Annotated in this window: 15 protein-coding genes; 9 read left to right on the forward strand and 6 right to left on the reverse strand. The window is 67.0% G+C overall.

Annotation, left to right across the window (positions count from 1 at the left end):
• The first annotated feature begins 140 nt into the window (after positions 1-140).
• Positions 141-911 (forward strand): acyl-ACP thioesterase domain-containing protein, encoded by a 771-nt coding sequence (locus AB0H61_RS24830; RefSeq protein ID WP_357308587.1) that lies wholly within the window; start codon positions 141-143, stop codon positions 909-911.
• 57 nt (positions 912-968) lie between these two features.
• Here AB0H61_RS24830 and AB0H61_RS24835 read toward each other — a convergent pair whose 3' ends face one another.
• On the reverse strand, positions 969-2,639 hold the full coding sequence (locus AB0H61_RS24835; protein ID WP_357308590.1) for an FAD-dependent oxidoreductase: 1,671 nt from the start codon (positions 2,637-2,639) through the stop codon (positions 969-971).
• Between the two features lie 232 nt (positions 2,640-2,871).
• Between AB0H61_RS24835 and AB0H61_RS24840 the strand changes: the two genes are divergently transcribed.
• A complete protein-coding gene (locus tag AB0H61_RS24840) occupies positions 2,872-3,363 on the forward strand; it encodes a histidine phosphatase family protein (RefSeq protein ID WP_357308593.1) in 492 nt (163 codons plus the stop codon).
• Positions 3,364-3,410: 47 nt separating this feature from the next.
• On the opposite strand, the gene AB0H61_RS24845 is transcribed toward AB0H61_RS24840, so the two are convergent.
• Entirely contained in the window at positions 3,411-3,614 is a 204-nt protein-coding gene (locus tag AB0H61_RS24845) for a hypothetical protein (protein ID WP_357308596.1), read from the reverse strand.
• Between the two features lie 96 nt (positions 3,615-3,710).
• Between AB0H61_RS24845 and AB0H61_RS24850 the strand changes: the two genes are divergently transcribed.
• The 5 genes from AB0H61_RS24850 to AB0H61_RS24870 all read left to right on the forward strand — a co-directional run bounded on the left by AB0H61_RS24850 (position 3,711) and on the right by AB0H61_RS24870 (position 7,283).
• On the forward strand, positions 3,711-4,079 hold the full coding sequence (locus AB0H61_RS24850) for a VOC family protein (protein WP_357308599.1): 369 nt from the start codon (positions 3,711-3,713) through the stop codon (positions 4,077-4,079).
• Positions 4,080-4,218: 139 nt separating this feature from the next.
• Positions 4,219-4,671 carry a MerR family transcriptional regulator gene (locus AB0H61_RS24855; protein WP_357308602.1) on the forward strand — a complete coding sequence of 151 codons (453 nt, stop codon included), beginning with the start codon at positions 4,219-4,221 and terminating at the stop codon, positions 4,669-4,671.
• A complete protein-coding gene (locus tag AB0H61_RS24860; protein WP_357308605.1) occupies positions 4,668-5,687 on the forward strand; it encodes an aldo/keto reductase in 1,020 nt (339 codons plus the stop codon). The genes AB0H61_RS24855 and AB0H61_RS24860 overlap by 4 nt, the downstream gene beginning before the upstream one ends.
• 298 nt (positions 5,688-5,985) lie before the next feature.
• Entirely contained in the window at positions 5,986-6,297 is a 312-nt protein-coding gene (locus AB0H61_RS24865) for a GNAT family N-acetyltransferase (RefSeq protein ID WP_357308608.1), read from the forward strand.
• A complete protein-coding gene (locus AB0H61_RS24870) occupies positions 6,294-7,283 on the forward strand; it encodes a pirin family protein (RefSeq protein ID WP_357308610.1) in 990 nt (329 codons plus the stop codon). Before AB0H61_RS24865 ends, AB0H61_RS24870 begins: the two co-directional genes overlap by 4 nt.
• Before the next feature lie 107 nt (positions 7,284-7,390).
• Here AB0H61_RS24870 and AB0H61_RS24875 read toward each other — a convergent pair whose 3' ends face one another.
• A complete protein-coding gene (locus AB0H61_RS24875; protein WP_357308613.1) occupies positions 7,391-8,359 on the reverse strand; it encodes a helix-turn-helix domain-containing protein in 969 nt (322 codons plus the stop codon).
• Positions 8,360-8,464: 105 nt separating this feature from the next.
• Here AB0H61_RS24875 and AB0H61_RS24880 point away from each other — a divergent pair, with 105 nt between their 5' ends.
• A complete protein-coding gene (locus AB0H61_RS24880; protein WP_357308616.1) occupies positions 8,465-9,412 on the forward strand; it encodes an NADP-dependent oxidoreductase in 948 nt (315 codons plus the stop codon).
• A gap of 80 nt (positions 9,413-9,492) precedes the next feature.
• Here the strand turns inward: AB0H61_RS24880 and AB0H61_RS24885 are convergent, their stop codons facing one another.
• From AB0H61_RS24885 to AB0H61_RS24895, 3 genes are all read right to left on the reverse strand, one after another.
• Positions 9,493-9,972 (reverse strand): SRPBCC family protein, encoded by a 480-nt coding sequence (locus AB0H61_RS24885; RefSeq protein ID WP_357308619.1) that lies wholly within the window; start codon positions 9,970-9,972, stop codon positions 9,493-9,495.
• Positions 9,969-10,301 (reverse strand): metalloregulator ArsR/SmtB family transcription factor, encoded by a 333-nt coding sequence (locus AB0H61_RS24890; RefSeq protein WP_357308622.1) that lies wholly within the window; start codon positions 10,299-10,301, stop codon positions 9,969-9,971. Before AB0H61_RS24890 ends, AB0H61_RS24885 begins: the two co-directional genes overlap by 4 nt.
• 63 nt (positions 10,302-10,364) lie before the next feature.
• Positions 10,365-11,222, reverse strand: coding sequence for a helix-turn-helix transcriptional regulator (locus tag AB0H61_RS24895; protein ID WP_357308625.1), 858 nt, complete (start codon positions 11,220-11,222; stop codon positions 10,365-10,367).
• A 100-nt stretch (positions 11,223-11,322) separates the two neighbouring features.
• On the opposite strand from AB0H61_RS24895, the gene AB0H61_RS24900 reads away from it, so the two are divergent.
• The gene (locus AB0H61_RS24900) at positions 11,323-12,333 is read left to right on the forward strand and encodes an aldo/keto reductase (protein ID WP_357308628.1); all 1,011 of its coding nucleotides are present in this window, start codon (positions 11,323-11,325) and stop codon (positions 12,331-12,333) included.
• Positions 12,334-12,470 lie beyond the last annotated feature (137 nt).

Genomic DNA, 12,470 nt, shown 5'->3' on the forward strand with positions numbered 1-12,470 from the left:
GCTTCCATCCTGCCGGTCGGATGGCGTACCTGTAAGTACAGACGGCTCGACGCGAGGGTGTGACGTACGCCCCGTAAAGTCGTCTCACAACAGCACCGCAAAGAAAAAACGCGGCACACCGTGCAGCGCGAGGAGCACAAGTGTCACTCGATCAGCCACTCGCCCCGCTTCCCCAGGAGGGCATGGGCTTTGCTTCGGCGTGGCCCATCCGGGCTGGTGATGTGGATCCGTACGACCGGCTGCGGTTCGACAGCGTCGCCCGTTATCTGCAGGATATCGCCTGGGAACAGCTGCATCAGACCTCGCTGCACCGGACCGACCCGGTATGGATCGTCCGGCGCACGGTCATTGATGTCATCCGCCCGATCCTCTGGCCGGATGAGGTGCGACTGCTGCGGTGGTGCTCGAGTATGTCGACCCGCTGGACCAATATGCGGGTGCGCATTACCAGCGGAAACGGTGGATTGATCGAGTCGGAGGGCTTCTGGATCAATATCAGCGAGTCGAACAACAGGCCGGCCCGGATCAGCGATGAGGGCCTGACCTATCTGGCGCAGACGACCACCGAGCACCGGCTGCGCTGGCGGCCGTATCTCACCGACGCCACGCCGCCGGAGTCGGACACCGATATGCCGTTTCCGGTGCGGGCGACCGATATCGACCAGTACAACCACGTCAACAATGCCTGCTACTGGCAGGCGGTGGAACAGTTCCTGGTGGAGTATCCGAAGCTGGTCGCCGGACCGCATCGGGCGGTCATCGAGTATGTCGCGCCGGTGCTCGCGCGCCAGCATGTGACGGTACGCAGCCGGTACGAGCCGGGCGACCGTTCCGGGCGGCCGGTGCTGCGGCTGTGGTTCGTGGTCGGCGGAATCACCACGACCGTCGTCCGGATCATGCCGTTGGCTTGACGCCGCACGTTCGTATCGCCGGGCGGTGCGAAGGATCCGCCCGGCGACCACAGTTCATCAGCCGCGTGCGGCCTTGAGCAGATCCTCGCGGGTGGTGAACTTGACCCGGGGCCGCCCGGCGGCCTTGCCCGCGCTCTTCTCGGCCTGGTCGATGGACTTCCAGCCTTCCCGGTCGACCAGATCGGCCTGCCGCTGCGCGAGCAGCGCCTTCAGCGCGGCCCGATCACCCTGCGGCACACCGAGTTTGCCCGTCGTGAAGTCGGCGATCAACTGTTCGACGGTCTCCTCGGAATCGATCCGGTTCGTGCCGATGACCCCGCGCGGTCCGCGCTTGATCCAGCCGCTGACGTACACACCGGGCAGTGGCGTACCGTCGGGGCCGGTGACCCGGCCGTGCTCGTTCGGCACCACACCGCGCTGCTCGTCGAAGGGCAGCGCCGCGACCGGCTCGCCCTTGTAGCCAATGGAACGCAGCACCAGCCCGGCGTCCATGGTCTCGGTACGGTCGGTCGCCCGCGCCACCAATCGGCTGCCCTCGCTGACCAGTTCGTTGTGCGCGAACTCCACCGACTCGACCCGGCCGGTTCCGTGCAACGCGACCGGCGAGGCCAGGTAGCGGAAGACGATCCGCTTGTTCGCCGGATCGCGACGCCCCTCGGCGTACTCCTTGGCCAGGGTGTACTTCAGTTCCAGCGACGGCTCGACCTGCGGATCGTCCAGTAGCGCCTGGCTGGCCGGGTCCAGCGTCAGGTCGGCCTCGTCGACGATGACGTCGACGCCCTTCAGATGGGTCAGCGCCAGGAATTCCGGCGACGTGTAGGCCGCCTGCAGCGGACCACGCCTGCCGAGCACCACGACCTCGCGAATATTGCTGCCACGCAGCGCGTCCAGCGCGTGATCGGCGATATCGGTCTTGGCCAGTTCGTCCGGGTCGACGGTCAGCACCCGGGCCACGTCGAGGGCCACGTTGCCGTTGCCGACGATGACCGCGCGCTCGCCGGACAGGTCGAAGTGCCGTTCCGCGTAGTCGGGGTGGCCGTTGTACCAGGCGACGAATTCGGTCGCCGAGTGGCTGCCGGGCAGCTCCTCACCGGGCACGCCCATCTTCCGGTCGGACGAGGCGCCGACCGCGTAGAGGACCGCGTGGTGGTGCTTCAGCAGTTCCTCGTGCGAGATATGCGTGCCGACCTCGACATTGAGGTAGTACTGCAGGGTCTCGCGGCGGAACGCGGATTCGAACATCCCCGACACCGTCTTGGTGCCGGGGTGGTCGGGGGCGACACCCGCACGCACCAGACCCCAAGGCGTCGGCAGCCGGTCGAACATCTCGACCTCGACATCGCAGCGCCGCAGTAACTCGTCGGCGGCGTAGCAGGCCGCGGGGCCCGCGCCGACGATCGCGACCCGCAGGGTGCCGAGCTCCTTGGGCGGCCGCGTCGGGGCGACGATCGGATCGAAGTTCGATTCGAGCGGGTGCCGTTCGAAGTAGGCGGCATTGATGTCGCGGTATCGCGCCAGCGAGGCCGTCAGGTCGTCCTCGGGATAGATGGCCTCCACCGGGCACGCGTCCACACAGGCACCGCAATCGATGCAGGTGTCGGGGTCGATGTAGAGCATCTCTGTTGTCGCGAACTCCGGCTGGTCCGGCGTGGGACGAATGCAATCGACCGGGCACTCGGAGACGCAGCTGGCGTCGTTGCAACAACGCTGCGTGATTACGTAGGCCATATTGTGCAGATCCTCGAAAATGTGCGTGGGCTGTGTGCCACCCTGGGGTTGAGGTGGACAGCGGTGTCACCGTGAGCGGATAGCAGTATGTGACGCCGCTTTCAGTGTGCCTCGAGAGTGGTGTGCGCCTCTCTTTCGGTCTGCCTTCGTACCTATCACAGCAGTCCGGACACAAGTCGACAATCCCCTACCGCGACGTTCCGTAGGGGCACGACGGCTTACCGTATTGACCATGGTGCGGACTCTGATCCTCATGCGACACGGAAAATCCAGCTATCCGGATGGTGTCGGCGATCATGAGCGCCCCCTGGCGCCGCGCGGGCAGCGAGAGGCGGGGCTGGCGGGGAAGTGGTTGCGCGACACCCAGCCACCGATCGACGCGGTGCGCTGCTCCACCGCGACGCGCACCCGGGAAACCCTCGTCGCGACCGGCATCACCGCGCCGGTGGTCTTCGAACGCGGTATCTACGAGGCCTCGCCGCGCGCGCTCATCGAACTGATCCAGCTCAGCGACGACGACGTGTCGACCCTGCTGATAATCGGGCACGCGCCCGGAATGCCGTGGACGGCATGGGAGTTGGCGAGCAACCGGGAGTCGAATCAGGCGATCGAGCTCAGCAGGAAGTTCCCGACCTCGGCACTCGCGGTGCTCGAATTCGACCGCCCGTGGGCGGACGTGGACCCCGGTACCGGTGAACTGGTGCGCTTTCACATTCCGCGCTGAGCCGTATTCCGCGCCGAGCGCGGCCGGACCGGAGGATGCGCGCGGGTTCAGCGCGTCAGCTTGCCGCCGACCACGACGACCACACCGAGCACGACCAGCAGCACGAAGGCGGCGAACCCGCCGACCAACCACCACACGAGCCCGAGCGCGACAACGAACGGCGCCACCGCGATAGCGGTGATCACCGGGCTTTCCTTGACCGTGGCCCAGGCCGAACGGGCCCTGATCCGGTCGATGTCCTTACCTGGCATGCCACCAGGGTAGGCCGGAAATCGCCGCGATGGCCGTTGACGCCGGATCGACTCGGAAGCCGCGCGGCTGTCGGTACCCGATGGAATGCTGAGGCGATGGATTGGAAAATCGAACTCGTCGCCATTCCGGTCACCGACGTCGATCGGGCCAAGGACTTCTACACCAAAATCGGTTTCAATGCCGATCACGATCATCGGGTCAACGAGAGTCTGCGCTTCGTGCAGCTGACCCCGCCCGGTTCCGGCTGTTCCATCTGTATCGGCGAAGGCATCACGGAGGCGGCGCCGGGCAGCGTCGAGGGGATGCAGATGGTTGTGGCCAGTGCCGAAGATGCCTACCGACAGCTGGTGGCGGCCGGGGTGGAGGCGACGCCGGTGAAGGATATGGGCTGGGGGCTGTTCACCTTCTTCAGCGACCCCGACGGCAATAAATGGGCCGTGCAGGAGTTGCCGAAGTACAACTGAGTCATCGCTGTCCCGCTCCGCGCCGTAGGCAGGCGTGGGGAATGTTGCCGCCCCGACATCGCTTCGGAAAAATTGAGCTTGCTTGGAGTGCACTCCAGGTGACTAGCGTCGGTGGTGTTCAACGAGAAGGGCGAGTGCATTGGGCGAAACCGCAGTTCACGAGCGTAATGACGAGTGGGAGCTGCCGCGGTACTCGATCGGCGAGGTCTCCGGGAAGTCGGGGCTGAGCCGGGACACCCTGCGGTGGTACGAGCGGATCGGGCTGATGGATTACATCGGGCGCGATCACTCCGGCAAGCGGCGTTTCAGCGATCGCGACCTGGAGTGGCTGGCATTGATCGGGCGGCTGCGTACCACCGGGATGTCGGTCGCCGACATGGTCCGCTACGCGGAGCTGGTCCGTGCGGGGGATTCCACATTCCCGCAACGTCTGGAGATGTTCCGCAACACCCGCGCCGAAGTGCTCGCCAAAATCGATGAACTTCGTCAGACCGTGGCCGTGCTGGATTACAAGATCGAGATCTACGAGGGCAAAACCTCGGCTCGGCCCGGCGCACTCGCCACGCACAACAGCGAAGGGATCAAGCTATGACGGTCGCGGAGACGCTTCCCACCACCACACTGGGCACCGGCGGCATCCAGGTGGGTGCCCAAGGGCTCGGGTGCATGGGGATGAGTGAGTTCTACGGCCCCTCCGACCTCACCGAATCCCGGGCCACCCTGGACCGGGCGCTGGAACTGGGCGTCACCCTCTTCGATACCGCCGATGTCTACGGCTCCGGCCACAACGAGGAGTTCCTCGCCGATTTCGTCCGGGCCAACCGGGACCGGGTGGTGCTGGCCACGAAGTTCGGCATCGTCCGCAAGGCCGACGACCCGGCCTTCCGTGGCCTCGACAACTCACCGGAGTACATCCGGGCATCGGTGGATGCCAGCCTCCGGCGCCTCGGGATCGACGTCATCGATCTCTACTACATGCACCGGCGCAACCCGCAGGTGCCGATCGAGGAGACCGTCGGTGTCATGGCGGAACTCGTCGCGCAGGGTAAGGTCCGGGCGCTCGGCCTCTCCGAGGTGACCGGTGATGAACTGCGCGCGGCGCACGCGGTGCATCCGATCGCGGCGGTGCAATCCGAATGGTCGCTGTTCTCCCGTGATGTCGAGCGCACCGCGGTGCCCGCGGCCGCCGAGCTCGGTGTCACCTTCGTGCCGTATTCGCCGCTCGGCCGTGGGTTCCTCACCGGATCCTTCGCCGCGGCGGGCGAATTGGCCGATTCGAAGGATTTCCGCCGAACCATGCCGCGCTTCTCCGGCGAGAACGCGGCACACAATGCCGAGTTGCTGAATCCGTTGCGCGCCATCGCCGAGGCCCGCGGCGTCACGCCGGCGCAGGTCGCGCTGGCCTGGGTGCACGCACAGGCCGATGCGCACGGACTGGCGGTGGTGCCGATCCCGGGTACCCGCAGCCGGACCCGACTGGCCGAGAACGTGTCCGCGGCGACCCTCGCATTGACCGCGGACGAGCTGGCCGTCCTCGAACCGATCGCGGGCAAGGTCGCCGGCACCCGGTACGCGGATATGTCGTTCACCTCCGCCGGCCGCGAGTAACAGCCGGCACAACAGATCAGGAGTCACCCGTGTCCACGTTGACACTCAATGTCCGCGTTGCCGCGCTCGAGGAGATTCTCGTCGAGCCCTTCCAGCTGCGCCGTTTCGCCGAGACGGACTGATCCGGCCGCGAGTGCGGCCCCACTCCCTTCCCGGAGCGGGGCCGCACTCGGTGCACGAATATCTGTCGGATGATCAGCTGTCCGTCGTCGCCTGGGCCGCCACCACCATCGGCGCTTTCAACCGCGTATCGATTATGAGCAGGCACCCTGTGCGTGCTCGGAAGGAGAACAGCACCGTGACCGAGCAGACCGCAGTGAACAAGGTTGTCGACAACCCCGACACGCACCGCTACGAGGTGTTCCACGGCGGCGAACTGGCCGGGTTCACCGAGTACGTGGAGCGCGACGACATCACCGATTTCATCCACACCGAAATCGACGACGCCTTCTCCGGCAAGGGGCTGGGCAAGGTCCTGGCCCAGCAGGCCCTCGATGATGTGATCGCCCGCGGCCGGGTCATCGAGGCGCACTGCCCGTTCATCCGGGCCTACCTGGAGAAGCATCCGGAGTACGACGCGCATGTACTCGGGAAGGGCATAGAACGATGAGTGATCTGGAGCTACATCCGGACGAGGCACTCTGCGAACCGTCGCCCTGCCCCGGACCCGTCGCCGAGTTCTACCCGGCGCGCGAGGTACCGCTGGGTGGGGTGCGCGGCGTGTTCGTCGAACGGGTGCTGCCGCAGCGCGATCTGCCGACGGTGGGCGCCTGGTGCTTCTTCGACCACTTCGGCTCGCCCACGGTCACCAAAACCGATGCGCCGCCGGATATCGATCCGCACCCGCACATCGGCCTGCAAACGGTGACCTGGCCCTTCGTCGGACGGATCCGCCACCGGGACTCGGTCGGCTCGGATGTCGAGATCCACCCCGGCCAGCTGAACCTGATGACCTCCGGGCGCGGTGTGGCACATTCGGAGTACTACGCCGCCGACGCGCCCGCCGGGCACGGCCTGCAGCTGTGGATCGCGTTGCCCGGCAACCGGGCCCAGATCGACGCGCATTTCGAACAACACCGCGACCTGCCGGTCTACCAGGCGCCCGGGATACGTGCCACAGTGCTGATCGGCTCGTTGGTCGGTCACACCTCGCCCGCCACGGCATACACCCCGATCATCGGCGCCGACGTCGTGATCGAGCCGGGCGCCGAGGTCACGCTGCCGCTCGAGCCCGGTTTCGAGTACGCCCTGATGCTGATCGAGGGCGACGTGACGGCCGCGGGCACCGAATTGCCGCCCGGTCCGCTGCTCTACCTGGGTAACGAACGCACCGAACTGCGGCTCGAAACCACCGCGGGCGCGCATTTCCTGCTGATCGGCGGCGAGCCGTTCGACGAGGAACTGGTGATGTGGTGGAACTTCGTGGGACGCAGCCACGAGGACATCGTCACGGCCCGAAACGATTGGGAGAACCACAATCTCGAGCGTTTTCCGGATATCGCCGGTCACTCGCCCGAGCAGCGTATTCCGGCCCCACCGCTACCCGGCCTGCACCTCAAACCGCGCAAGCGCCGAGTGGGTTCCGCTCGATCCTGACACCGCGCGTCCAGCCACTGCCGAATACGGTGGGGCCCGGTTGTTTCGCTGTTCAGGCGGTCTCGGCGAGTAACGCTTCCAGCGCCGGATAGCGACCATACGCCGGATCAGGCGACACCGCGGAAGGTGCGACGGTAGGTGTTCGGGGAGGTGCCGAGCACCGAACGCATATGTTGGCGTAGCGAATTGGCGGTGCCGAAGCCGGCGCGGTGCGCGACCAGATCGATGCTCAGATCGCTGTTCTCCAGCAGGTCGCGGGCGCGTTCCAGACGCTGGGCGGAGAGCCAACGACCCGGTGTCGAGCCGACCTCGTCGCGGAAACGACGGGTGAAGGTGCGCACGCTCATCCGGGCGTGCGCGGCCATGTCCTCCAGGGCGATCTGGTCGCCGAGCCGGTCCAGCAGCCAGGCCCGGGTGGCGGCGGTCGAGGCGACGGTCGGCGCGGGCACCGGGCGCTCGATGAACTGGGCCTGGCCGCCGTCCCGCCAGGGTGGGATCACGCATCGGCGCGCCACCTGGTTGGCGATGGCGGTGCCGTGATCGCAGCGCACCAGGTACAGGCACAGGTCGATGCCCGCGGCAGTGCCCGCCGCGGTGAGAACGTCACCGTCGTCGACGAAGAGCACATCCTCATCGAGGCGCACCCGCGGGTAGGCGCGGCGGAATTCCTCGGCTCGCATCCAATGCGTGGTCGCCGGGCGGCCATCCAGGATTCCGGCGGCGGCCAGCACGTGAGTACCGGTGCAGAGGCCGACCATCCGGGCGCCGGGCCGGATCCGGGCCAGCGCGGCCGCGAGCGGCTCCGGCAGCGGGCCACCGAAATGCAGGTCACCGAGGTCGCAGGCGGGCGGGATCAGGACCGTGTCGGCGCGTTCGAGTGCCTCGGGTCCGTACGGCACGACGAGGTCGAACCCTTCGTCACAGCGCACCGGATGGCCATCCACCGAACACAGCAACACCTCGTACAGCGGGCTGCCGTCCTCGGCGCAGGCTTGACCGAATACGCGCGACGGTATGCCCAGTTCGAACAGCGGCACATTGTCGAGCACCAGGACCACGATGCGATGCGGAGCCATGGCCGGATTCTGTCATATGTTGGCCATCCGGCCAGCACCACCGGGGCCGACCGGACGGCAATCTGGTCACCGCTCACCGAACGAGCAGCCAGAAAGGAACCCGATATGACCACCACCATGCTCGCCGTCATCGCCCGCGAATGGGGCGCGCCCGAGGTTTTGACGCCCGTCGAGATCGAGCGCCCGGAACCCGGCCTGACCGAGATCCTGGTGCGGGTGCGCGCGGCCGGGGTGAATCCGGTGGATTGGAAGACGCGGGCCAGCGGCGCCTTCATCACCTGGGGTGCGACGCCGATCGTCGGCTGGGATGTCTCCGGCACCGTCGAGGCAGTAGGGCCCGGCGTGACGTACTTCCAGCCCGGCGACGAGGTATTCGGCATGCCCGCATTCCCCCGGCAGGCGGGCGCCTACGCGGAATTCGTTGTCGCACCGGCTCGTCAGTTCGTGCGCAAGCCGGCCGCGATCTCACATGTCGAGGCGGCCGCGTTGCCGTTGGCGGGGCTGACCGCCTGGCAGGCGCTGATCGATACCGCAGAATTGCGTGCGGGACAGCGGGTTCTGATCCACGCCGCCGCAGGCGGGGTCGGACATCTGGCGGTGCAGATCGCGAAGGCACATGGCGCGTATGTCATCGGTACCGCACGGGCGGATAAGCACGAATTCCTGCGCGGGCTCGGTGCCGACGAGGTAATCGACTACAGCACTAGGGATTTCAGCACCACGCTACGGGATATCGATATCGTGCTGGACGCCTTCGGCGGCGACTACGGCACCCGCTCTTTGGCGGTCCTGCGTCCGGGTGGCCACCTGGTGACCCTGCCCGGCCCTGACCATGTGCCCACCGCCGCGGATGCGGACGCACGGGGTATCCGCATCGGCTGGACGGTGGTCGAGCCGGACTCGGCGGGCCTTCGTGCCCTGGCCGATCTCGTTGCGGCGGGCAAACTCCGGGCCGAAATCGACACCGTACTGCCCCTCACCGATGCCGCCGCGGCCCACGCCCGCGGCGAGACCGGACGCACGCGCGGCAAGATCGTGCTCGAGGTGGCGTAGCCGGGCACACCCCGCCCGAACCCGACGCCGCGCCGGGCCCTCACCGCGCGAACGCGGTGGGGGCCGGTCGCTTTCGCGGGTCAGGCGGATTCGGCCAGCAGCGCGTCCAGCGCCCGGTAGCTCTCGTTGAGGCCGGACTCCATCCCGGACTGCAACATTCCGTCGCGCTCTTCCGGGGTGTGGAACTGACTGTCGGTCACCACCTTGGTGCGGCCGTCGCCCAGGTCGACGAAGGTCGTGGTGTCGATGGCGACATGGGCGGGCATGCCGTCCCATTCGAAGGATTGCACGATCCGCTCCTTCGGGGTGACCTCGCGGAATCTCCCCTCGAAGCCATGGGTTTCGCCGTCGGAGTGCTCGACGAAGCGGTAATGCCCGCCCTTGCGGAATTCCCAGCGTTCGATATCGAGCTGGTTGCCGCGACCCCACCACTGGGCCAGCAGTTCGATGCGACTGTAGGCGGCCCACACGCGATCCAGCGGCGCGTCGAATACCCGCTCGATATGGATCGCACGGTCGGCATCGGTCGTGATGACGGCATCGTTGGTTGTCGTACTCATCGTTCATGCTCCGTTCGCTCGAGAAATTCACCGAGACGGTCCATGCGGGCTTCCACCATCTGCCGATAGCCCTGCATCCAGGCCACCTCACGATCGAAGACGTTCTCGCCGAGTGTGCAATACCTGACTCGGCCACGCTTCTCGGTGACCACCATTCCCGCGTCCTCCAGCAGCCGAATGTGCTTCTTGATGCCGGTCAGGGTCATCTCGAAACGCTCGGCCAGTTCGCTGACTGTCGCGGGGCCGCGGCCGAGGTGTTCGAGAATCCCCCGTCGAGTGGGATCCGCGAGCGCCCCGAACGAGGCGTCAAGGAAGTCATACTGAACCATCAGGTTCAGTATTGCGGCCTCGGAGGCGGCTGTCAACGACGAATACGACGTCGAGCACCGCGATCACGGTCGCGTGATCGAATCCGGGCTCAAGGATTGGGTTCCGATGACGCGCAACAGGTCCAGCTTCTCCGCGGAATCGGTGCCCGGGCGCGGCAGATAGACCAGCAGCCGCTGAGCCGCGTTCGGGGTGAGCAGGGTTTCGCACACGATGTCGATCAGGCCGATCGCGGGATGCAGGATGCGTTTGATATCCGAGAGCCGCACCGCGACCTCGTGCTCGTCCCAGAGCCGCTCGAATTCCGCACTCCCGGATCGCAATGCGCCGATGAATTCGACCACATCCGCGTCAGCGGCGCGCCGGGCCGCGGTGGCGCGCAGATCGGCGACGTGATTGCGCCCCAACCGATCCCAGTCCTCCCGCGGGAAGATCGCCCGCGACTCCGGATCGGTGAACCAGCGCCAGGCGTAGTAGCGGTCCAACCCCTTCCGGTTGCCGTGGTCGCCCACCAGCAGGGTGTGCATCCGGTTCTGCACCAGCACCTCGCCGAGATCAGTGATCACGGTGGCGGGCGTATCGTCCAGTTTGGCCAGCATATGTAGCAGTCCGGGCCCGACATACTTATCGCCGAGGGCCCGACCGGGCGCGGGATGTCCGCAGAGGTGGTACAGGTGGTCGCGTTCGTCGCTGCTGAAGCGCAGCGCCCGGGCCAACGACGTGAGCACCTGGGTCGACGGGCGCGGACCGCGGGACTGTTCGAGCCGGGTGTAGTAGTCGGTGGACATGCCCGCGAGCAGCGCAACCTCGTCCCGGCGCAATCCGGGGGTGCGGCGGCGCACCCCGGGCGGCAGGCCGACATCCGCGGGCGTCAGCTGCTCGCGGCGACGGCGCAGGAAATCTGCCAGTCCGCTTCGGTCCATGCCTCCACTGTCCCCGACGCGAGCACCGTCATCCAGGGATCGCCGCTCCCCCGATAAACGATCTCTGCCGGGCGCACGCCGCGGGGCACAGGCTGGAGTCATGACCGAATCGAAGATCACCACCGTCCAGCTCGGCAGCACCGGCCCCACCGTCGGCCGCATCGGACTCGGCGCCATGGGCATGTCCGGCATGTACGGCGCCGCCGACGATGCCGAGTCGGCCGCCACCATCCACGCCGCACTCGATTCCGGCGCCAATCTCGTCGACACCGGCGATTTCTACGGGGCGGGGCACAATGAAATGCTGATCGGCAAGGCCATTGCCGAGCGCCCGCGCGAGGATGTGGTGCTCAGCGTGAAGTTCGGCGCGCTGCGCGGACCGGGTGGCAGTTGGGGCGGCACCGACAACCGGCCGGTGGCGCTCCGCAATTTCCTGACCTACACCCTGCAGCGGCTCGGCGTCGACTACATCGATATCTACCGGCCCGCGCGGCTGGATCCCGCGGTGCCGATCGAGGACACCGTCGGGGCCATTGCCGAGTTGGTCGAGGCGGGGTATGTCCGCCACATCGGACTGTCCGAAGTGGGCGCCGACACCATTCGCCGGGCGGCCGCCGTCGCGCCGATCGCCGATCTGCAGATCGAATACTCGCTCATCTCGCGCGGTATCGAGGCGGAGATCCTGCCGCTGACCCGCGAACTCGGTATCGGGATCACCGCCTACGGGGTGCTCTCGCGGGGCCTGCTCAGCGATACAGTGCGCGCGGGAGCGCGCTTCGGGCCCGACGACTTCCGTGCGCACAGCCCGCGCTTCCAGGGCGAAAATCTGGCCAGAAACCTGGAACTGGTGGACGCCCTCGCGAAAATCGCCGCGCACCACAATGTTTCGGTGGCGCAGTTGGCCATCGCGTGGGCACTGAGCCGCGGCTCCGATATCGTCCCGATCCTCGGCGCCCGCCGCCGCGACCGCTGGACCGAAACACTCGGTGCACTGGATATTCGACTCGATGCCGAGGAACTCGCCACCATCGAGGCGGCCGTTCCGGCCGATCGGGTCGCGGGCGAACGCTACGCGAGTGCGCAGATGGCGCTGCTCGACAGCGAGCGGTGAATGCCGGTGCTCCCGGAGCCGGACCGCTCAGGCGCGGCGGGGCACGCGGGTGGCGATCGCCACTGTGCGTAACGCTTATCCGCTCGACCACGACGTCCTTCCTGACACATGGCCTGTCGGGGGGCCTGTCCGTCCAC

The organism is Nocardia sp. NPDC050710 (assembly GCF_040654375.1).
Taxonomy (GTDB): Bacteria; Actinomycetota; Actinomycetes; order Mycobacteriales; family Mycobacteriaceae; genus Nocardia.

What these genes read in the sequence shown, in the direction of transcription:
- AB0H61_RS24835 (WP_357308590.1), bottom strand. Translation starts at nt 2,639, where the DNA reads ATGGCCTACGTAATCACGCAGCGTTGTTGCAACGACGCCAGCTGCGTC.
- AB0H61_RS24840 (WP_357308593.1), top strand. Translation starts at nt 2,872, where the DNA reads ATGGTGCGGACTCTGATCCTCATGCGACACGGAAAATCCAGCTATCCG.
- AB0H61_RS24845 (WP_357308596.1), bottom strand. Translation starts at nt 3,614, where the DNA reads ATGCCAGGTAAGGACATCGACCGGATCAGGGCCCGTTCGGCCTGGGCC.
- AB0H61_RS24850 (WP_357308599.1), top strand. Translation starts at nt 3,711, where the DNA reads ATGGATTGGAAAATCGAACTCGTCGCCATTCCGGTCACCGACGTCGAT.
- AB0H61_RS24860 (WP_357308605.1), top strand. Translation starts at nt 4,668, where the DNA reads ATGACGGTCGCGGAGACGCTTCCCACCACCACACTGGGCACCGGCGGC.
- AB0H61_RS24870 (WP_357308610.1), top strand. Translation starts at nt 6,294, where the DNA reads ATGAGTGATCTGGAGCTACATCCGGACGAGGCACTCTGCGAACCGTCG.
- AB0H61_RS24875 (WP_357308613.1), bottom strand. Translation starts at nt 8,359, where the DNA reads ATGGCTCCGCATCGCATCGTGGTCCTGGTGCTCGACAATGTGCCGCTG.
- AB0H61_RS24880 (WP_357308616.1), top strand. Translation starts at nt 8,465, where the DNA reads ATGACCACCACCATGCTCGCCGTCATCGCCCGCGAATGGGGCGCGCCC.
- AB0H61_RS24885 (WP_357308619.1), bottom strand. Translation starts at nt 9,972, where the DNA reads ATGAGTACGACAACCAACGATGCCGTCATCACGACCGATGCCGACCGT.
- AB0H61_RS24890 (WP_357308622.1), bottom strand. Translation starts at nt 10,301, where the DNA reads ATGGTTCAGTATGACTTCCTTGACGCCTCGTTCGGGGCGCTCGCGGAT.
- AB0H61_RS24895 (WP_357308625.1), bottom strand. Translation starts at nt 11,222, where the DNA reads ATGGACCGAAGCGGACTGGCAGATTTCCTGCGCCGTCGCCGCGAGCAG.
- AB0H61_RS24900 (WP_357308628.1), top strand. Translation starts at nt 11,323, where the DNA reads ATGACCGAATCGAAGATCACCACCGTCCAGCTCGGCAGCACCGGCCCC.